Annotated in this window: 20 protein-coding genes, 1 pseudogene and 1 riboswitch; of the genes and pseudogenes, 12 read left to right on the top strand and 9 right to left on the bottom strand. The window is 65.3% G+C overall.

The genetic code is table 11. The features are described 5' to 3' along the window. The first annotated feature begins 72 nt into the window (after positions 1-72). Positions 73-163, top strand: a riboswitch (glycine riboswitch). A 145-nt stretch (positions 164-308) separates the two neighbouring features. The 3 genes and pseudogenes from gcvT to gcvP all read left to right on the top strand — a co-directional run bounded on the left by gcvT (position 309) and on the right by gcvP (position 4,852). Then, positions 309-1,454: a glycine cleavage system aminomethyltransferase GcvT gene (gcvT, locus tag ACVWYQ_RS10130; protein WP_404539845.1), complete on the top strand. Its 1,146-nt coding sequence runs from the start codon at positions 309-311 to the stop codon at positions 1,452-1,454. 9 nt (positions 1,455-1,463) lie between these two features. Next, the gene (gene gcvH / locus ACVWYQ_RS10135; RefSeq protein ID WP_404539842.1) at positions 1,464-1,832 is read left to right on the top strand and encodes a glycine cleavage system protein GcvH; all 369 of its coding nucleotides are present in this window, start codon (positions 1,464-1,466) and stop codon (positions 1,830-1,832) included. A gap of 154 nt (positions 1,833-1,986) precedes the next feature. Beyond that, positions 1,987-4,852: pseudogene (gcvP, locus tag ACVWYQ_RS10140) on the top strand (aminomethyl-transferring glycine dehydrogenase). Positions 4,853-4,982: 130 nt separating this feature from the next. Here gcvP and ACVWYQ_RS10145 read toward each other — a convergent pair. Together ACVWYQ_RS10145 and recA are read right to left on the bottom strand one after the other, a co-directional pair. Beyond that, positions 4,983-5,915: a hypothetical protein gene (locus tag ACVWYQ_RS10145; RefSeq protein ID WP_404539839.1), complete on the bottom strand. Its 933-nt coding sequence runs from the start codon at positions 5,913-5,915 to the stop codon at positions 4,983-4,985. A 106-nt stretch (positions 5,916-6,021) separates the two neighbouring features. After that, positions 6,022-7,110 carry a recombinase RecA gene (gene recA / locus ACVWYQ_RS10150; RefSeq protein WP_027577058.1) on the bottom strand — a complete coding sequence of 363 codons (1,089 nt, stop codon included), beginning with the start codon at positions 7,108-7,110 and terminating at the stop codon, positions 6,022-6,024. Positions 7,111-7,433: 323 nt separating this feature from the next. Between recA and ACVWYQ_RS10155 the strand changes: the two genes are divergently transcribed. Continuing rightward, positions 7,434-7,634, top strand: a complete 201-nt coding sequence (locus ACVWYQ_RS10155) for a hypothetical protein (protein WP_404539836.1) — start codon at positions 7,434-7,436, stop codon at positions 7,632-7,634. 156 nt (positions 7,635-7,790) lie between these two features. Then, positions 7,791-7,961 carry a hypothetical protein gene (locus ACVWYQ_RS10160; protein ID WP_225114240.1) on the top strand — a complete coding sequence of 57 codons (171 nt, stop codon included), beginning with the start codon at positions 7,791-7,793 and terminating at the stop codon, positions 7,959-7,961. A gap of 556 nt (positions 7,962-8,517) precedes the next feature. On the opposite strand, the gene ACVWYQ_RS10165 is transcribed toward ACVWYQ_RS10160, so the two are convergent. Then, positions 8,518-8,769, bottom strand: a complete 252-nt coding sequence (locus ACVWYQ_RS10165; RefSeq protein WP_271545012.1) for a DUF2798 domain-containing protein — start codon at positions 8,767-8,769, stop codon at positions 8,518-8,520. A gap of 236 nt (positions 8,770-9,005) precedes the next feature. Between ACVWYQ_RS10165 and ACVWYQ_RS10170 the strand changes: the two genes are divergently transcribed. Next, positions 9,006-9,194, top strand: a complete 189-nt coding sequence (locus ACVWYQ_RS10170; RefSeq protein WP_109143203.1) for a hypothetical protein — start codon at positions 9,006-9,008, stop codon at positions 9,192-9,194. Positions 9,195-9,224: 30 nt separating this feature from the next. Here ACVWYQ_RS10170 and ACVWYQ_RS10175 read toward each other — a convergent pair whose 3' ends face one another. Both ACVWYQ_RS10175 and ACVWYQ_RS10180 read right to left on the bottom strand, forming a co-directional pair. Beyond that, positions 9,225-9,479 (bottom strand): hypothetical protein, encoded by a 255-nt coding sequence (locus ACVWYQ_RS10175; RefSeq protein ID WP_271545014.1) that lies wholly within the window; start codon positions 9,477-9,479, stop codon positions 9,225-9,227. A gap of 98 nt (positions 9,480-9,577) precedes the next feature. After that, on the bottom strand, positions 9,578-9,874 hold the full coding sequence (locus tag ACVWYQ_RS10180) for a hypothetical protein (protein ID WP_109145724.1): 297 nt from the start codon (positions 9,872-9,874) through the stop codon (positions 9,578-9,580). Between the two features lie 361 nt (positions 9,875-10,235). Here ACVWYQ_RS10180 and ACVWYQ_RS10185 point away from each other — a divergent pair, with 361 nt between their 5' ends. Further along, positions 10,236-10,700 carry a PaaI family thioesterase gene (locus ACVWYQ_RS10185; protein ID WP_271545016.1) on the top strand — a complete coding sequence of 155 codons (465 nt, stop codon included), beginning with the start codon at positions 10,236-10,238 and terminating at the stop codon, positions 10,698-10,700. A 114-nt stretch (positions 10,701-10,814) separates the two neighbouring features. Here ACVWYQ_RS10185 and ACVWYQ_RS10190 read toward each other — a convergent pair whose 3' ends face one another. Continuing rightward, on the bottom strand, positions 10,815-11,108 hold the full coding sequence (locus ACVWYQ_RS10190; protein WP_404539831.1) for an HdeA family protein: 294 nt from the start codon (positions 11,106-11,108) through the stop codon (positions 10,815-10,817). Positions 11,109-11,309: 201 nt separating this feature from the next. Between ACVWYQ_RS10190 and ACVWYQ_RS10195 the strand changes: the two genes are divergently transcribed. The 3 genes from ACVWYQ_RS10195 to ACVWYQ_RS10205 all read left to right on the top strand — a co-directional run bounded on the left by ACVWYQ_RS10195 (position 11,310) and on the right by ACVWYQ_RS10205 (position 12,800). Then, the gene (locus ACVWYQ_RS10195; protein WP_404539828.1) at positions 11,310-11,552 is read left to right on the top strand and encodes a PilZ domain-containing protein; all 243 of its coding nucleotides are present in this window, start codon (positions 11,310-11,312) and stop codon (positions 11,550-11,552) included. Positions 11,553-11,959: 407 nt separating this feature from the next. Continuing rightward, a complete protein-coding gene (locus ACVWYQ_RS10200; protein WP_157280773.1) occupies positions 11,960-12,364 on the top strand; it encodes a hypothetical protein in 405 nt (134 codons plus the stop codon). A gap of 103 nt (positions 12,365-12,467) precedes the next feature. Further along, positions 12,468-12,800: a hypothetical protein gene (locus ACVWYQ_RS10205; RefSeq protein WP_042336798.1), complete on the top strand. Its 333-nt coding sequence runs from the start codon at positions 12,468-12,470 to the stop codon at positions 12,798-12,800. Positions 12,801-12,856: 56 nt separating this feature from the next. Here the strand turns inward: ACVWYQ_RS10205 and ACVWYQ_RS10210 are convergent, their stop codons facing one another. Both ACVWYQ_RS10210 and ACVWYQ_RS10215 read right to left on the bottom strand, forming a co-directional pair. Next, positions 12,857-13,324: a DUF6691 family protein gene (locus ACVWYQ_RS10210; RefSeq protein WP_271545026.1), complete on the bottom strand. Its 468-nt coding sequence runs from the start codon at positions 13,322-13,324 to the stop codon at positions 12,857-12,859. A 5-nt stretch (positions 13,325-13,329) separates the two neighbouring features. Next, a complete protein-coding gene (locus ACVWYQ_RS10215) occupies positions 13,330-13,758 on the bottom strand; it encodes a YeeE/YedE family protein (protein ID WP_271545028.1) in 429 nt (142 codons plus the stop codon). Positions 13,759-13,989: 231 nt separating this feature from the next. On the opposite strand from ACVWYQ_RS10215, the gene ccoG reads away from it, so the two are divergent. Continuing rightward, positions 13,990-15,426 carry a cytochrome c oxidase accessory protein CcoG gene (gene ccoG / locus ACVWYQ_RS10220; protein WP_404539824.1) on the top strand — a complete coding sequence of 479 codons (1,437 nt, stop codon included), beginning with the start codon at positions 13,990-13,992 and terminating at the stop codon, positions 15,424-15,426. Between the two features lie 154 nt (positions 15,427-15,580). Then, positions 15,581-16,750 (top strand): GNAT family N-acetyltransferase, encoded by a 1,170-nt coding sequence (locus ACVWYQ_RS10225; protein WP_404539821.1) that lies wholly within the window; start codon positions 15,581-15,583, stop codon positions 16,748-16,750. Between the two features lie 6 nt (positions 16,751-16,756). Here ACVWYQ_RS10225 and ACVWYQ_RS10230 read toward each other — a convergent pair whose 3' ends face one another. Further along, positions 16,757-17,422, bottom strand: a complete 666-nt coding sequence (locus tag ACVWYQ_RS10230) for a DsbA family oxidoreductase (RefSeq protein WP_404539818.1) — start codon at positions 17,420-17,422, stop codon at positions 16,757-16,759. Positions 17,423-17,590 lie beyond the last annotated feature (168 nt).

Below are 17,590 nucleotides of genomic sequence, written 5' to 3' on the forward strand. Positions count from 1 at the left end.
ATCTCGTTGGATAGGGCGCGCGGACGCGTTGACAGGCTTGGCTCCGCTGTGGTCTCTACCCATCTGTATCGTACGGCCACGTCGGGAGAGACCGGCACCTGGTAGCCGGCGCCGAAGGAGCAACCGCCCCGGAAACTCTCAGGCAAAAGGACCGCGTGGCTTTGACAGCATCTGGAAAGAGGCGCCGACGGGTGTAGACCCGGACAGCGTCCGCCGACGGGATAATACTCTCAGGCACAGCGACAGATGGGGCTTCGACTGGTGTCCATCGGGGAATCCTCCCCGGGGAACCGCCGAGGGCCCTCAAGATGCTAGCGCACGACCAAGACTCCCTGAAACGCACCCCCCTCTACGACCTCCATGTGTCCCTGGGGGGCAAGATGGTGCCGTTCGCGGGCTATGACATGCCCGTGCAGTACCCCGCGGGCGTCTTGAAGGAGCACGTCCATACCCGCACCAAAGCGGGCCTGTTCGACGTCTCCCACATGGGCCAGCTCGCGCTCCGGCCGAAATCCGGCAATGTGGAGGACGCCGCCCGCGCGCTGGAGCGGCTGGTGCCGCAGGATATCGTGGCGATCGCCGCAGGGCGGCAGCGCTACGCCCAGTTCACCAATGACGACGGCGGCATTCTCGACGACCTCATGGTCGCCAATTTCGGCGATCACCTGTTCCTGGTCGTCAACGCCGCCTGCAAGGCTGAGGACGAGGCGCACCTGCGCGCCAACCTGTCCGACGCCTGCGTGATCGAGCCGCTTGCCGACCGCGCGCTGATCGCGCTGCAGGGCCCGAAGGCCGAAGCTGTGCTGGCGAAATTCTGTGCAGAGGCGCCCGCCATGACATTCATGGACGCCGGCCCGCACGAGGTCGCCGGCATCAAGTGCTTCGTCTCGCGCTCCGGCTACACCGGCGAGGACGGCTTCGAGATCTCGGTTCCATCAGGCGATGCCGAACGCCTCGCAAAGATGCTGCTGGAAGATCCCGACGTGCTGCCGATCGGCCTCGGGGCCCGCGACAGCCTGCGGCTGGAAGCCGGGCTCTGCCTGTACGGCCACGACATCGACACCACGACCACGCCGGTCGAGGCCGCGCTGGAATGGTCGGTACAGAAAAGCCGCCGCACCGGCGGTGCACGCGCCGGCGGCTTTCCGGGCGCTGCGAAGATCCTCGCTCATTTCGATGGCGGCGCATCACGCCGCCGCGTCGGCTTGCGCGCCGAAGGCCGCGCGCCGGTGCGCGAGGGCGCGCTGCTGTTTGCCGACGCTGCGGGCGGCGAGCGGATCGGACAAGTCACCTCGGGCGGTTTCGGCCCGAGCCTGAATGCGCCGGTTGCGATGGGCTACGTGCCCACGAATCTGAGCGCGCTTGGCACAAAACTCTTCGCCGAGGTGCGTGGCCAGCGACTGCCGCTCGCGGTCGCCGCCATGCCCTTCGTGAAAAACACCTACAAACGCTGAGGACGAGACATGACCACGACGCTGTACACTTCCGACCATGAATGGCTCGCCATCGACGGCGACGTCGCCACGGTCGGCATCACCGATTACGCCCAGCAGCAGCTCGGCGACGTCGTGTTCATCGAGCTGCCCAAGGTCGGCCGCGCGCTGAAGAAGGCCGAAGCCGCCGCGGTCGTCGAATCCGTCAAGGCGGCCTCCGACGTCTACGCGCCCGTGACCGGCGAAGTGCTCGAGACCAATGCCGAGCTCGTGGCCGAGCCGGCGCTGGTGAACTCGGACGCGCAAGGCAAGGCCTGGTTCTTCAAGATCAAGATGGCCGACAGAAGCGAGCTCGGCGGCCTCATGGATGAAGCCGCCTACAAGGCGCATACGGCGTGAGATGACGAGTGTAGCCGCCCAATACTCAGTGTCATCACCCGCGAAGGCGGGTGATCCAGTACGCTGCGGCTTCTCGGCTCTAGCAATACTGCCTGCGTTTACTGGATGCCCCGCCTCCGCGGGGCATGACAGCGAAATCTAGCGAGGACCCATGATGACCGCGCACCGCAAATCCAACGGCGACACCGCCTCCTTCGTTCGCCGCCACATCGGCCCCTCCGCGCGAGACGTCACCGCGATGCTGGAGGCCGTCAGCGCCAAAAGCGTGGACGCGCTGATGGCGGAGACACTCCCCGCCTCGATCCGGCAGGCCTCTCCGCTCGATCTCGGCAAGCCGCTCAGCGAGACCGAGGCGATCGCGCACATGGCCGAGCTCGCAGGCCAGAACCAGGTCTTCACCTCGCTGATCGGCCAAGGCTATTCAGGCACCATCCTGCCCGCAGTGATCCAGCGCAACATCCTGGAGAACCCGGCCTGGTACACCGCCTATACGCCCTATCAGCCCGAGATCAGCCAGGGCCGGCTCGAGGCACTGCTCAACTTCCAGACCATGATCTGCGACCTCACCGGGCTCGACGTCGCCAACGCCTCGCTGCTCGATGAAGCCACCGCCGCGGCCGAAGCCATGGCGCTGGCCGAGCGCCACTCGCAGGTGAAAGCGAAGGCCTTCTTCGTCGACAAGGACGTGCATCCGCAGACGCTTGCGGTGATGCGCACCCGCGCCGAGCCGCTCGGCTGGACTCTGGTCGTCGGCGATCCCCTCACTGACCTCGACAAATCAGACGTGCTCGGCGCGCTGCTGCAATATCCCGGCTCTTCCGGTGCGGTGCGCGACCTCAGGCCGGCGATCGCGGCGCTGAAGGCCAAGGGCGCGCTCGCGATTCTGGCCGCCGATCTCCTCGCGCTGACGCTGCTGGCCTCGCCCGGCGAGTTGGGCGCCGACATCGCGATCGGCTCGGCCCAGCGCTTCGGCGTGCCGATGGGCTATGGCGGGCCGCACGCGGCCTATATGGCGGTGCGCGATGCGCTGAAGCGTTCGCTGCCCGGCCGCATCGTCGGCCTCTCCGTCGATTCCCGCGGGGCGCCGGCCTACCGGCTTGCGCTGCAGACCCGCGAGCAGCACATCCGCCGCGAGAAGGCGACCTCCAACATCTGCACCGCACAGGTGCTGCTCGCCGTGATCGCTTCGATGTATGCGGTCTATCACGGCCCCGAGGGCCTCACGCAGATCGCGCGCAACGTGCATCGCCGCACGGCGGTACTGGCGAGCGGCCTGCGCAAGCTCGGCTTCGCGCCGCAATCGGACAGCTTCTTCGACACGCTGAGCGTCGATGCCGGCGGCAAGCGCGCCGAGATCGTCGCGCGGGCAGCAAGCGAGAAGATCAATCTCGGTGTCGGTGATACCGCGCTTCGCATCGCGCTCGACGAGACCACGACGCCTGCGACGGTCGAAGCGGTCTGGCGCGCCTTCGGCGGCTCTCTCGCCTATGCCGAGATCGATGCCGAGACGCGCGAGGCACTGCCGGACGATCTGAAGCGCACCACCGCTTTCCTGACCCACCCCGTGTTCCACGCGCATCGCTCGGAGACCGAGATGCTGCGCTATATGCGCAAGCTCAGCGACCGCGACCTCGCGCTCGACCGCGCCATGATCCCGCTGGGATCCTGCACCATGAAGCTGAACGCGACCACCGAGATGATGCCGCTGACCTGGCCGGAATTCGGCTCGCTGCATCCGTTCGTCCCGCGCGAGCAGGCGGCCGGCTACCACGCGCTGTTCGCGCGGCTGGAAAAATGGCTGTGCGACATCACCGGCTATGACGCGATCTCGCTGCAGCCGAACTCGGGCGCGCAGGGCGAATATGCCGGGCTGCTCGCGATCCGCGGCTATCATGCCGCGCGCGGACAAAGCCATCGCAAGATCTGCCTGATCCCCTCCTCCGCCCACGGCACCAATCCGGCCTCGGCGGCGATGGTCGGCATGGACGTCGTGGTGGTCGCTTGCGAGAAGAACGGCGACGTCGACGTCAATGATCTTCGCGCCAAGGCGGAGAAGCATGCGAACAATCTCGCCGCGGTCATGATCACCTATCCCTCGACCCACGGCGTGTTCGAGGAGCACATCCGCGAGATCTGCGACATCGTGCACGGCCATGGCGGCCAGGTGTATCTGGACGGCGCCAACCTCAATGCGCAGGTTGGCCTCTCGAGGCCCGGCGATTACGGCGCGGACGTCAGCCATCTCAATCTGCACAAGACCTTCTGCATCCCGCATGGCGGCGGCGGCCCCGGCATGGGCCCGATCGGCGTCAAGGCGCATCTCGCGCCGTTCCTGCCGGGTCATCCGATGACGAATGCTGAAGCGCCGGTCGGCCCGGCCTCGGCCGCGCCGTTCGGGTCGGCTTCGATCCTCACCATCTCCTACATCTACATCCTGATGATGGGCGACGAAGGCCTGAAGCGCGCCACCGAGATCGCGATCCTCAACGCCAATTACATCGCAGCGCGTCTCGATCCGCACTTCCCGGTACTCTACAAGAACGCCAAAGGCCGCGTCGCGCATGAGTGCATCGTCGATCCCCGTCAACTGAAGACGACCAGCGGCGTCACCGTCGACGACATCGCAAAACGCCTGATCGATTACGGCTTCCACGCCCCGACCATGAGCTTCCCGGTGCCGGGCACGCTGATGATCGAGCCCGACCGAGTCCGAATCCAAGGCGGAGCTCGATCGCTTCTGCGACGCCATGATCGCGATCCGCAAGGAGATCGCAGAGGTCGAGGCCGGCCGCTTCAAGATCGAGGCCTCGCCCCTGCGCCACGCCCCGCACACCGTGCACGACATCGCCGACGACGATTGGAAGCGCGCCTACACCCGCACCGAGGGTTGCTTTCCCGCCGGCGTCTCGCGCACCGACAAATATTGGTCCCCGGTGGGCCGCGTCGACAACGTCTACGGCGACCGCAACCTCGTGTGCTCCTGCCCGCCGGTGAGCGATTACGCGGAAGCTGCGGAGTGAGGTTTCGTAGGGTGGGTTCGCGGGCGGCGGCGCGAAGCGCTGTCGCCTGCGTAACCCACCACGTCTGCTTTCACCGAGATGAACAGTGGCGGATTACGCCTTCGGTTACCCCACAACAGTGAATGTGTCTCTAGGGCGCAACCAACAACCGGCGTTCGTCATCCCAGCGCCAAAGCCGTTCGTTGGCGAGAAGGGTGCCGCCCCACCAGCGCCGAAGCGGATTATGGCGGCAGAAGTCCTCGTCTCCTGCGAGGATCGCCTTGCCGAGATCCGTGAGCGACAAGCGGGATTGCTTGTATCGTGCATGACGGAGGGCATCATCATGCATGTCGAGCGTGAACGGTCCCTCCTCCAGGCCGGATACGGCCGGCACCGGGCAGCGCGCAAGTCCATCGAGCAACGCCCCCACCTCCCAGTAGTCGAAGACGCGACGCTCGTTAGGCTTCTGATATCCCGGGAAGACGTCATAGGGCTGCACCCCACCCGGCGCGATTGATTCCAGCATCCGCATTTCCGTGGCGCCAAGGCCACTGGTCACGTTTGGAAGCTCTTCGAGCAGGGCGACGACGCAATGCTCGAGCTTCGGAAGCAGGCGCAAGTCCGTTTCGAGCAGGCCGAACCAGGCCTGTGGCGTCGGCGCACGATAAGCTCGCCACGCGCGACCCGCCAGGCCAACGTGATCTTGCGTGAGCCTGACCAGCGGCGGGTTCAGCTTCGCGAGGCCCTCGGGACCGAGACCGCTCACGGCGATGTCCAGCGGACGCATCACGAGTTTGGAGGCTGCCGCTCTATCGCTGCCGCAATGGTCGAGCAGCCAGAGCAAGATCAATTGCGCATTTGGCTCTGGCTCCATCCACAGTTCGACCGTGTCATACTCTAAGAACAGCTCGATCAGCCCGTGAGAGCCCGAGCCTTCGAGGCGCCAGAATGCATCGAGTTCCGCGGTGGACGGCAGCGATCCCCAAACAAGCCGGCGCTCGATCGCCATGACGAGGTCGGCGAGGCCCGCCCGCTGTATCGCGCCGGCGGCGGATGAATCTGTCGTCAAGATCAGCCGCTTCATCGCACCACCTGATCAACGCAACGCACAAACGAAACGGGCACCGAAGACGTCGGCAACTCAACGTCCTCAGTGCCCGCTCCTCGCGAAAAGCTCTTCGCGTTAAGGCTTACTCGTCCGCCGGCTCCTCGCCGTCGGCGTCGCGCTCCGGCGTGCCGGCGAGGATCTGCTCGGCGATCAGGCCGGAATTCTGCCGGATCGCGGTCTCGATCTTGGCGGTGATGTCGGGGTTGCCCTTCAGGAACGCCTTGGCATTCTCGCGGCCCTGGCCGAGGCGCTGGCTGTCATAGGAGAACCAGGCGCCGGACTTCTCGACGATGCCGGCCTTGACGCCGAGATCGAGGATCTCGCCCATCTTGGAGACGCCCTCGCCGTACATGATGTCGAACTCGACCTGCTTGAATGGCGGCGCCAGCTTGTTCTTGACCACCTTGACGCGCGTGGTGTTGCCGACCACCTCGTCGCGCTCCTTGATCGCACCGATGCGGCGGATGTCGAGGCGGACGGAAGCGTAGAATTTCAGCGCATTGCCGCCGGTGGTCGTTTCCGGCGAGCCGTACATCACACCGATCTTCATGCGGATCTGGTTGATGAAGATCACCATGGTGTTGGACTTGTTGATGGAGGCCGTCAGCTTGCGCAGCGCCTGGCTCATCAACCGCGCCTGAAGACCCGGCAGCGCATCGCCCATCTCACCCTCGAGCTCGGCCTTCGGCACCAGCGCCGCCACCGAATCGACCACGAGAACGTCGACCGCGCCCGAGCGCACCAGGGTGTCGCAGATCTCCAGCGCCTGCTCGCCGGTGTCGGGCTGCGAGATCAGGAGCTCGTCGATGTTGACGCCGAGCTTGCGGGCATAGACCGGATCGAGCGCGTGCTCGGCGTCGATGAAGGCGCAGATGCCGCCCTTCTTCTGCGCTTCCGCCACCGTATGCAGCGCCAGCGTGGTCTTGCCGGAGGATTCCGGCCCGTAGATCTCGACGATGCGTCCCTTGGGCAGACCGCCGATGCCGAGCGCGATATCGAGCCCGAGCGAGCCGGAGGACACCGCCTCGATGTCCATGGAGCGGTCGTTCTTGCCGAGCTTCATCACCGAGCCCTTGCCGAACTGCCGCTCGATCTGGGAGAGCGCGGCGGCCAGAGCTTTACTCTTGTCCATGGAGGATCCTTCGACGATACGCAGGGCAGTTGCGGACATTGGGTCGTGCTCCTTATGGCGAGGATTCGCGTGAGGGACAAACAGTTGCGAGGCAGCTCGGCGATAAAAGCAATGTACCTCATTTGTTCTCAGTTCGCAATATGTTCTTTTGCGGATTTTGTCTTTCTAACTGGACCAGGAGACAACGGAGCTGGTCGAACCTGCCATGCTGGATCGTCACGCCGTCCGCACTGAGTGCACAACTGAACAGACGCGGATCCATTTCTGGATCCTAATGCATCATCACCGCGCGGACCGTGGCCACTTCGGTGATGAGACCGCTGACCTCGCGCTCCCGCCTCCTGGCACGGAAAGAGCGCGCCATGTTGAAGCGACGACGTTTCAAGCAGCAACTGACCCTTCAGGACCGGCTGTCGGCATGGGTGAAGCAGCTCCGCGAGCAGGCGTCCAAGCTACCTCCGGGGCCGGAGCGGGACGCGCTGCTCAAGAAGGCGCGCCAGGCCGACGTTGCCAATCATCTGAACGATTGGGTCAAATCGCCAGGGCTGCAGCCGCCGAAATAGCCGGGCCTGCGCCGGGTTCCTCGAAGCGAACATGACCGGGATCAACGACGCGCGACTGGGCCGCCGTCATGTTTCCGTAATCCTACGGCACCGAACCTTTTGGCGGTCTCGGGCCTTCTGTGGGGATGGGACCGCAACTTTTGGGGACCTCTGATCATGACGAACAACGACACGCAGCACGATACGCTCAGGCGAAAGCCGCTGCTGGACGCGGCGCACGAGGAGATGGTGAAGTTCGAGCGCAAGGAAAACGAGTTCCGCAAGAAGGACCGCGAAGAGCGCGCCGCCGAGCTCCGTCTGCCGCTGAACGAGATCAAGGTTCATTAAGCACTGCCAGGACCGCCCTCCGGAGCGGGCCTGGCCCGCCCGCGATGCGGCACTCCGCTCCGGTCCTTGGCCGGAACCTCCGATCGGCATCGCCGGTCGGGGCGCCGCGACCGCAGATGCACCGGGTAGCTAAATACTACCAGCGAGCCATTGGCGAAGCGATGAAATCGCCAGGACCTACTGTGCATGGGGTTGTTTTGCCACTTTTGAGAGGCAAGGCGCGCCGGCACCGTCGATGGGACGGCCCGGCACGTCAATTCCGTCCGCAGCAGCGCGCCTGCTACAGCACCGCCAGCAGAACCAGGCCTATCACCAGCACGACGAAGCCAGCCGCCGTCGCGGCGGCGAATGACCGCTCTACGTTATCCATATGATGCCACCCCGTTTCCGGCGCGCCACGTTTCCCCCATGGCTGCGCCGAACGGATAAAATCTTGCCGACGGGTGTGTCCGCAGTGGTGCGGACGGATGTCGAAATTGGGACCGGTACGGGGCCAGTGTGCGGCCTTTCGCTCGCGCGCCTGCTTTCGCCAGCCAGCCGGCTATGGTTCGCCCGGCTACCGGCCGGCGCGGGGCTCCCGCTCCTCCTGGGTCAGGCGCAGCGAGAAGGCGCGGATCGCGGGCGCCGCCAGCAGCACGACCGGCAGCATCGCGGCCCATGCGATCAACCAGGACACCATCCAGTGCCGCACGAAGAGCATCGGGCTGCCTGCGGGAAAGCTGGCCACTCCCGCCGCGATCAGCGAGGTCAGCCCGGATTGGATGATGCCGAAGACGAAATGCGAGTAGCGGCGGGGAATGCCGAGCATGAAGCGCCCATGGTTGCTTGCCCGGGGATCACGCAAGCAAGGCACATGCCGTCGAGCGGATCCGGCGCTTCGATTGGAACCGCGCTGCGGGACCGCCGGATGCACCCCGGCCGGCTCCAGGAACTTTGTTCATGGTCGGAGAACCACGGAGGCCGCGGGCGACATTTTTCTTGCCTGCGGAATATTGCGACGACCAACATGTTTGCAGGCACAAGGGTGAATCGTGGGAGGTGACCATGAATCACAGGGGCGTCGAGTTCACCATCGCCAAGACGGCGATTCCCGGAATCTGGCAGTGGCAGTTCCGCATCGGCGACCGGATCAAGACCGGCAAGACCGAGACCAGGATCGATCTGCTGGCGATCCGGCGCGTGCAGCTGCGCATCGACCGCGAGCTGAAGGCGATCGGGCGAAAGACGGCCTGAACCGTTTCGCCTTCTGCGTCATAGCGCGCGTCAGTCGGCGCTGGGCAGCCGACGCATGGTGAACTCGATATCGCCGCCGGGCAATTCGCGCCAGGTCTCGACCTCGCTCATATAGCCGGCCTTGGGGTAGCGGGCGAAGAAGGCCTGCGCCCGCTCCCGCGCCGCCGCCCGCGGCAGCGTGAAGGTCTCGCGCAGATAGCCGTCGCCGGCGGACTGGCCGGACTTGCCGGCGGCCTTGCGCCGGCGCGCCATCCGCTCGGCGAGATCCTGCGGACGATCGGCCATGTCCTGCCTTCCTCTGCGCACTACGCTACGGACAATGTAGGGCGCCGGCCGGATCAAGAGGAGTCCTTCCGAGGAGCGTTGTGCCTCCCCGGAACGGATCAGTTGGCGGCCGTCCCGCTCTTGGTCTTCTTCGGCGCACTGGTTGCGGCCGACGCCTTCGGCGCCGCCGGCTGCTTCGGCTGTTCGGCGCGCATGCCGCCCCAGGGATCGCTGGACGGCTTGGAATCCGGAATCTTCTTCAGCGTTTCCTTGTAGGCCTTCTCACGCTCGGCCTCGATGGCCTTCTCCTCCGGCGACTTGCTCGGGGCATCCTGCATCAAATTGATGTTGGGCATTTGCGCGTAGGCAGGTCCCGCCAGCACGGCCAGCACCGCGGCCAAACGGAAAAGCTTCATCATCCACTCCTTAAGTCTTCCATGAGGCGCGGATCGCTGCGCGCCGTGTCATCCTCGTCAGCCCGGTCACGACCCGGTGGCCGCTAGTGCCGATCCGATCGGCATGATTTGGGCGCCTGCAGCCAATCGTCCCAGATCGGACCGCATTTGGTGCACCCGCTCAGCGCGAGACCGAGCAGGCCCATGCAAAAGACGAGGACACACCGACGCAACATCATCCACCCCTACCCAAGCGAGGCATCATATCGGGCCAAGTCAGGCATTTTCAAGCCGAGGCGGCCGGCGCGAGACCGGGTGACTTTGCCTCGGCGATGCGCACAATGCGGCGAAACATCCGGCAACACAGGAGAGCGCGACAGCAATGCAAATGCAGCCAGAAGCCGAGTTCGGCCCCGCCGACGCCAGTCGCATCCTCGGCGAGGTCTTTGCGCCCTGGGTCCAGGATCTCAACCTTGCGGTCGAGCGCATCGAGCATGTGCCGCCCGCAGACGTCCCCGATTGGCAGCCCGGCGCGCTGCTGCGCATGCCGTTTTCGGAGCGGCTGTGCCGCAATGGCGGCGTGGTCTGCGGCCAGGCCCTGATGGCGCTCGCCGATACCGCGATGGTGATCGCGATCCTCGCGGCCAATCGCGGCTACCGTCCCATGACCACGGTCGATCAGACCACGCATTTCATGCGCGCGATCGCCGCGTCCGACGTGCTGGCGGACGCGCGCGTGGTGCGGCTCGGGCGCACAATGAGCTTTGGCCGCGTCACGCTGCTCTCGGCCGCCGACGGCAAGCCGGCCGCGATGGTGTCGAGCGCGTTCGCAATGCTGCCGGGGTGAACGCGCCCTGAAAACAAGAGAGCCGCGCGAAGCGCAAGGCTTGGCCCGGCTCTCGATGGAAATCGTGTCGGGACAGCAAGCGCGATCGCGCTTGCCGTCATTGCGCCGGGAATGTCACTTGCCGAGGATCTCGTCGGCCGCAGTGACGACGCTGACGGTCGGATTCTTTCCGCAATAGGCGCCGAACTTCTTGGCATTCTCGATGAAGACGTCGGTGTCGATGATCGCGTTGTCCTCGTCGCCCTTGTACCAGCCCTCCATCCAGGTTAGCACGACGCCGATGTTGTCCTCGCCGCTCTCGAGGAACTGCTTGCAGGTCATGGTCGAGAGGTCCCACTTGACGGCGTGGGCGGGCATCGAGGCCAGCGAGAGCGCTGCGGCGAACAAAATCGAAAGCGAAGTCTTCATCAATATCTCCATCGGCGCGTCGCGCCATAAAGGAAAGGCACTTGTGTGGGCTCTTGGCTCTTTGGGCAGGTTCGTGGGAGCGGCTCGCCGCTCCAACGTCGTAAACAAAGTCTGAAACGCCGTGCAAGTAGCGCCAGTATTGAGTTTAGTTCAACGTAATTTCTCTGCACTACTTCCTACTCATCGGCAGGACTAACGCGGATGATTGAGAAGCGCACATCGCAACGTCACCGTGTTTTCAAGGGTGGAAAGATCACCTTTGAAAACGGCGGCATTGCTTGCACGGTGCGCAACATGTCGGCGGGCGGCGCGGCGATCGACCTCGACACTCCCGTCATGTTGCCGCCATCGGTCACGCTCTCGATCGCGTGCGACGATTTCGTACGGCATTGTCGCACAGTTTGGCGCAGCGACAAGCGCGTCGGCCTCGCTTTCGTGCAATAGCGGGCGCGATGTGAACGAAGGTTCGCATCGCATGCACAACACGATCACGATTGCTTAGATGCGGCGGCGCCGGCCCGCGACTCGCAATCACGAGCCTAGCGACCACGCGCGCGATCGAAGATGAAACCGCAACAGATCGTGTGCGACAGGAGCGACGGCGCCTCGCCGAAACCAAGAGGCAGGTCCGCACCATCCGCTCACGTCATTTCGGCGGCGTCAGCACCAACACGGCGCCCGCGATCACCAATATGCTCACCACAGCAATCCCCCGCCTCTGGGGTAGAAACTAGCCCGCAATCGCGGAATAGCAATGTCGCAGGTTCCAAGACTTCAGCAAATCTTGATCGGCCGCGACTTCGTCGGATCGCAATCGTGCCTATCTGTTGGCCCGCAGGGGACCTTCACGGATGTTGCGGATCATTGCTCATGCGGCGCTGCTCGTCGGCGCGCTTGCGCTCGGTGCCTGCGGCTTTGCCGACAGCCGCGCACCGGTGCCGGAGTTCATGCGCATGAAGGAGGCCGAGCAGCCGCCGCCGGAAGCGCCGCCCGACGTCAAGCGCGTGCTGCGCGAACAGATCGACGTCGTCTTTCTCGCAACGTCCTATCCGCGTGAGGTTCACGTCGCCCCGCCGCATCGTGAGCTGCGAGGACCGGGCTGGACGGCGTGCGTCCGCGCGCAGCTCACCTCGGCGACCGGCACGTCGCTCGGCGCCCAGACCTACGTCGTGACGATCAACGCCGGCAAGGTCGTGGACCGCCGGCGCGCCGACGCCGACGACATCTGCGGCACCGAGACTTACGAGCCGATCTAGGAACCCGCCTTAACGACAGGGTTCCGGGAAAAACCAGTACCGCGACCGGGAACGATCACCGCCTCCCCTTCTTGTTACCGCCGAGGGCAGTTTCGAGGAGGACATGATGAGGACGTTGACTATTGCGCTGTTAGCAGGCGTGGGTGCCTTGGCCGCCGCCTCGGGGGCCAAGGCTTCCGATATCTATACGAGCAGCGAATACACCAATCCGGATCTCGTGCAGCAGGTGCGACTCGTCTGCGACGAGGACGGCCGCTGCTATCGCACTCGCGGCGGTTCGCGCGTGATCGTGCGCGATTCCTATAACTACATGCCGCGCGATCGCTATTACGAGCGCCGGACCTATCATCGCCACTACGACGACGGCCCGCGCGCCGGCGTCGGCATTCGCGCGCCCGGCGTCAGCGTCGGCGTCGGTGTGGACGACCGCTGGTAAGCGATGAAGGCTTGATGGTCGGGGACCGGGCGAGACTATTTGCCCGGTCCGTGACTTCAGGTTTCGAGTGGATCGGCCGGCATGACGTAGCGCGTCGATGACGGCAGCTGAGCGATGAAGCGGGCGAGCACCATGCCGGCGCACATCGCCAAGACGAAGATGACGGCGGAGAGCGAGCCAAATCCGAGCGCGGTCAGCGCCGGCCCCGGGCAAAAGCCCACCAAGCCCCAGCCGACACCGAAGATCGCAGGACCTGCGACGATCCTGGGATCGATGTCTCGCCGAGTCGGCAAATAGAAGCGATCAGCGAAGAATGGACGCGGAAGCTTGAGAACGCGGCTGAAGCCGACGAAGGTCACGGCCACCGCGCCCGCCATCACGAAGGCGAGGCTTGCATCCCATGTCCCTGCCGGAATGCCGGCGACGTCCAGGAAGTTCAGCACTTTCGCTGGGTCCGACATGCCGGAGACAATGAGGCCGAGACCGAAGATCAGCCCGATCGCGAATTGAACCAGGATTGCCATCGCCGTCAGCTCCAGTGCCGCATCAAGAACACGGTCGCCATGCCGGCGGCCATGAAGGTGATGGTCGCAACCAGGGAGCGCACCGACAGCCGCGACAGGCCGCAAACGCCGTGGCCCGAGGTGCAGCCGCTGCCCCACACCGAACCGAAACCCGTCAGCATTCCGCCGATGATCAGGAGGGCCGGCCCCGCCGCGATCGTCTGCTCCGGCAGACCTCCGGTGACGAGCCGCACCAGCACGGGCGCAGCAGCGAGACCGGCGACGAAGGCGAGGCGCCCGGCGAATTCGCGATCCTCATAGGGCGGAAACAGCCGCGCAGCGATGCCGCTGACGCCGGCAATCCGCCCCGTTGCCCACATCAGCAGAACGGCCGCGAGGCCAATCATCGCACCGCCAACGAGCGACGCGATCGGCATAAAAGACGTCGTGACCATGACCTCTCCCGAGCGAGAGCGCCCTTGCGTTGGGCGCAAATACCATGGCGGCACTATTCCAGCATCTCGGAAATGATGCGCGCATTGAGTCTGGTCAAACCGAGGCGGGACGGCCGAACGATATACTACAGCATCGCGAGCCAAAGTCCGCGCAGTGCTGGAGGTTTTGTACCGCCTCTTCTGCGCCGCCAGGTGGGACTCTCGCCTTCGCAAGACGCGGGGAGCACTGCCATGACCGACGACACCTTCATCGAGGGACCTCTCTACGAGAAACGGAAGAAGGTCTATCCGCAGTCGGTCCATGGCCCTTTCCGCCGCATCAAATGGGCGATCCTGTGCGTCACGCTCGGAACCTATTACCTGCTGCCGTTCGTGCGCTGGAATCGCGGACCCGGCCTGCCCGACCAGGCCGTGCTGATCGACTTCCCGCATCGGCGCTTTTACTTTTTCTTCATCGAGCTGTGGCCGCAGGAGGTCTACTACTTCACCGGCCTCCTCATCATCGCGGCGATGATTCTGTTCCTGATGAACGCGGTCGCGGGGCGGCTGTGGTGCGGCTATATGTGTCCGCAGACCGTGTGGACCGACCTGTTCTATGCGGTCGAGCGTTGGGTCGAGGGCGACCGGCGCGAGCGCATGCAGGGCGACAAGCGCTACTGGACGTACGACCATCTTCGCAAGGTCGCGCTCAAGCACTTCCTCTGGATCATGATCGCCTGGTGGACCGGCGGTGCCTGGGTGCTCTACTTTTCCGACGCGCCGACGCTGGTGAAGGAGCTCGCCACCTTCCAGGCCCCGTTCATCGCCTATCTCTGGATCGGCATCCTCACCGCCACGACCTATGTCTTTGCCGGTCATGCCCGCGAGCAGATGTGCATCTACATGTGCCCGTGGCCGCGGATCCAGGCGGCGCTGACCGACGAATGGGCGCTCAACGTCACCTATCGGCGTGACCGCGGCGAGCCGCGCATGTCGGTGAAGAAGGCGGATGCCGCGCGCGCCCATGGCGATCCCGCCGGCGACTGCGTCGACTGCCATCAGTGCATCAATGTCTGCCCGACCGGCGTCGACATCCGCCACGGCATCCAGCTCGGCTGCATCCAGTGCGGCCTGTGCATCGACGCCTGCGACAACGTCATGCGCGAGATCGGCCGGCCCCAGGGCCTGATCGGCTACGACACCGACATCAACATGCAGCGCCGACGCGAGGGCAAGCCGCCGATCTACCGCATCATCCGTCCGCGCACGCTGATCTATGCCGCGGCAATCGCCATTGTGGGCAGCATCATGCTGTACACTCTCGCCACCCGCGCGACGATGGACGTCAACGTGCTGCACGAGCGCAATCCCGTCTTCGTCCAGCTTTCGGACGGCGGCGTGCGCAACGACTACACCGTGCGTATCCTCAACAAGAGTGCACAGCGATCGTTTGCGCTCGAAGTCTCCGGTCTGCCGGGCGCGACCATTCGCGTCGCCGGCATCGAGGCGGAACCCGGCGGCAAGCCCATCATCGAGGTCGGGCAGGATCAGACCCGCGAGGTCAGGCTGTCGGTACAGGTCGGGCCCAGCGACCTGCCGAAGACCTCCCGCGACATCGAGATCACCATCACCGATACCGCCAGCGGCGGCCGCGCAAGCACCCCCGATCATTTCGTGCCGAGAGACTAGCCAAGATTCCTCAGGGTCACCCCCCGCCGGATGCTGAATGGAATGTTAACACTACCGCTCGAATTACGGCGGCGTGCCAACGGTATTTTCCAATCTTTGCGCTAAGCATGACCGGTGGCACGAGCCCAGCTCGTGTGAACGGGGACGACGGGACGTGGTCGACATCGCGCATCAGGCTGCGATCAATCCGGCATCGGCAAGGGATGCCCCGATGGCGCGCGCGCCTGTCCCGCTCGCCGCCGTCGACACCGGCCAATGGCGCGCGCTGGCGCAGCGGGCGATCGAGCCGAACGGATATTACCTGCCCGCCTGGGAGCTCGCCGTCAGCGCAACTGCGCGCGGTCGCACGGATGCCTCGGCACTGTCCGCATTTGACGGCACTTCGGCCCGGCTGATCGGCCTGATGCCGGTGGTCTCCCTCTGGCGCGCCCTGAAGATTCCCCTGCCCGCCCTGGTGAGCGCGCATCCCTATGGCACGCTGTGCAGCCCGCTGCTCGACCGCGACGCTCCGCTCGAAGCCGCTGCGCATCTGCTGCAGCAGGCGCGCAAGGCCGGCGCGCATGCGCTCGTGCTGAGCGACGTCGCGCTCGACGGCGCAGCGATGGCGTCACTCAACCAGGCGCTGAAGCGCGACCGCCTGAAGCCGAGAATCCTCAGCTCCTACATCCGCGCCAGCCTCGATGCGACGCAGGATGGAGACGCACTGTTGCGCGAGGCGCTCGGCGCCAAGAAGCTGAAGGAGCTGCGGCGCCAGCGCCACCGTCTCGATGAGCACGGCCCCGTCGTGTTCGAGATCGCGCGCAGCTCCGACCAGATCGGACGTGCGCTCGAAACCTTCCTGCAGCTCGAAGCCAGCGGCTGGAAGGGCAAGCGCGGCACCGCGCTGGTTCAGCACGCGGGCGACGCAACTTTCATCCGCCGCGCAGTTCCCGCGCTGGCGGAGACCGCGCAGTGCGAGATCGTCACCCTTCGCGCCGGCGCGACGCCGATTGCCGCCGGCATCGTGCTGCGCCACCAGGACCGCGCGTTCTTCTTCAAGCTCGGCATCGACGAGCGCTTTGCAAAGTATTCGCCGGGCGTGCAGCTCACGATCGAGCTCACCCGCCATCTCTGCGCCGACCCCGCCGTCGCCAGCGCGGACTCGACGGCGAATGCCGATCACCCCATGATCAACCCGATCTGGCGCGGACGCCTCGCGATCGGCGATGTGCTGATCCCGCTGCGGCGGCACGATCCGGTCGTGGCGCTCATTCACGGCGCGCTGGTCGGCCTCAACGCCGCGCACGAGGCCGCGCGCGGCGTGGTTCGCCGGCTCCGCAAATGAGCGAGGCTACTCCGCCGCCTGCGCGTTGATCTCCTCGGAGACCTGGCGGATGGCGCGGGCGAGCAGGTTCGGATCCTGCGCGCCGGAGACGGCGTACTTCTGCGCAAAGACATAGGTCGGCACGCCGGAGATGCCCTTGTCGGCGGCTTCCTGCGCATCTGCCGAGACGCGCGCGACGTCCTCGTCGGTGGCGAGGCGCTTGCGCACGTCGTCGGCGTCGAGGCCGATGTCGGCGGCCGCCTGCACCAGCACGTTCACATCGGTGAGATCGCCGCCATCGCGGAAGTACAGCTCCATCAGGCGCTGCTTCATCTCGGGCGCCTTGCCGATCGCGTCCGCCCAGAGGATCAGGCGGTGGCAGTCAGTCGTGTTGGGCTGGCGCGCCACGAGCTCCGGCTTGTAGACGAGCCCCTCCTCGCTCGCGGCCGCGACAACGCGTCCCGCAATGCCCTTATAGGCTTCGACCGAGCCGAACTTCTGGGTGAGATAGGCCTCGCGGCTGATGCCCTCGCGCGGCACCCAGGGATTGAGGAAGAAGGGACGGAAATTGAGCTTGACCGGAACGTCAGGCACCAGCGCCAGCGCGCTCTCGATGCGATGCTTGCCGATATAGCACCAGGGGCAGACCACATCTGAGACGACGTCGATCTGGAGCGGTTTCAGCGTGCTCATGTCAGGCGCCTCCTTCGGGCACTTCGAGGGTCCGCCCGAACATAGGCCGAACCGGGGGCGGCGCAAGGCACCCGTCCCGCATGGCTCACGACTTCACCTCTGCGGTTATTGTGACCGGTTCTCCCCGCCCCGATACTTACGGCCACGATCAAGCCCAGAGGGGAGACC

Source organism: Bradyrhizobium sp. USDA 3397 (genome assembly GCF_054060965.1).

What these genes read in the sequence shown, in the direction of transcription:
- recA (WP_027577058.1), bottom strand. Translation starts at nt 7,110, where the DNA reads ATGTCCGCAACTGCCCTGCGTATCGTCGAAGGATCCTCCATGGACAAG.
- ACVWYQ_RS10155 (WP_404539836.1), top strand. Translation starts at nt 7,434, where the DNA reads ATGTTGAAGCGACGACGTTTCAAGCAGCAACTGACCCTTCAGGACCGG.
- ACVWYQ_RS10180 (WP_109145724.1), bottom strand. Translation starts at nt 9,874, where the DNA reads ATGAAGCTTTTCCGTTTGGCCGCGGTGCTGGCCGTGCTGGCGGGACCT.
- ccoG (WP_404539824.1), top strand. Translation starts at nt 13,990, where the DNA reads ATGACCGACGACACCTTCATCGAGGGACCTCTCTACGAGAAACGGAAG.
- ACVWYQ_RS10195 (WP_404539828.1), top strand. Translation starts at nt 11,310, where the DNA reads ATGATTGAGAAGCGCACATCGCAACGTCACCGTGTTTTCAAGGGTGGA.
- gcvH (WP_404539842.1), top strand. Translation starts at nt 1,464, where the DNA reads ATGACCACGACGCTGTACACTTCCGACCATGAATGGCTCGCCATCGAC.
- ACVWYQ_RS10215 (WP_271545028.1), bottom strand. Translation starts at nt 13,758, where the DNA reads ATGGTCACGACGTCTTTTATGCCGATCGCGTCGCTCGTTGGCGGTGCG.
- ACVWYQ_RS10185 (WP_271545016.1), top strand. Translation starts at nt 10,236, where the DNA reads ATGCAAATGCAGCCAGAAGCCGAGTTCGGCCCCGCCGACGCCAGTCGC.
- ACVWYQ_RS10190 (WP_404539831.1), bottom strand. Translation starts at nt 11,108, where the DNA reads ATGAAGACTTCGCTTTCGATTTTGTTCGCCGCAGCGCTCTCGCTGGCC.
- ACVWYQ_RS10165 (WP_271545012.1), bottom strand. Translation starts at nt 8,769, where the DNA reads ATGCTCGGCATTCCCCGCCGCTACTCGCATTTCGTCTTCGGCATCATC.
- ACVWYQ_RS10160 (WP_225114240.1), top strand. Translation starts at nt 7,791, where the DNA reads ATGACGAACAACGACACGCAGCACGATACGCTCAGGCGAAAGCCGCTG.
- ACVWYQ_RS10230 (WP_404539818.1), bottom strand. Translation starts at nt 17,422, where the DNA reads ATGAGCACGCTGAAACCGCTCCAGATCGACGTCGTCTCAGATGTGGTC.
- ACVWYQ_RS10170 (WP_109143203.1), top strand. Translation starts at nt 9,006, where the DNA reads ATGAATCACAGGGGCGTCGAGTTCACCATCGCCAAGACGGCGATTCCC.
- ACVWYQ_RS10205 (WP_042336798.1), top strand. Translation starts at nt 12,468, where the DNA reads ATGATGAGGACGTTGACTATTGCGCTGTTAGCAGGCGTGGGTGCCTTG.
- gcvT (WP_404539845.1), top strand. Translation starts at nt 309, where the DNA reads ATGCTAGCGCACGACCAAGACTCCCTGAAACGCACCCCCCTCTACGAC.
- ACVWYQ_RS10175 (WP_271545014.1), bottom strand. Translation starts at nt 9,479, where the DNA reads ATGGCCGATCGTCCGCAGGATCTCGCCGAGCGGATGGCGCGCCGGCGC.
- ACVWYQ_RS10200 (WP_157280773.1), top strand. Translation starts at nt 11,960, where the DNA reads ATGTTGCGGATCATTGCTCATGCGGCGCTGCTCGTCGGCGCGCTTGCG.
- ACVWYQ_RS10145 (WP_404539839.1), bottom strand. Translation starts at nt 5,915, where the DNA reads ATGAAGCGGCTGATCTTGACGACAGATTCATCCGCCGCCGGCGCGATA.
- ACVWYQ_RS10210 (WP_271545026.1), bottom strand. Translation starts at nt 13,324, where the DNA reads ATGGCAATCCTGGTTCAATTCGCGATCGGGCTGATCTTCGGTCTCGGC.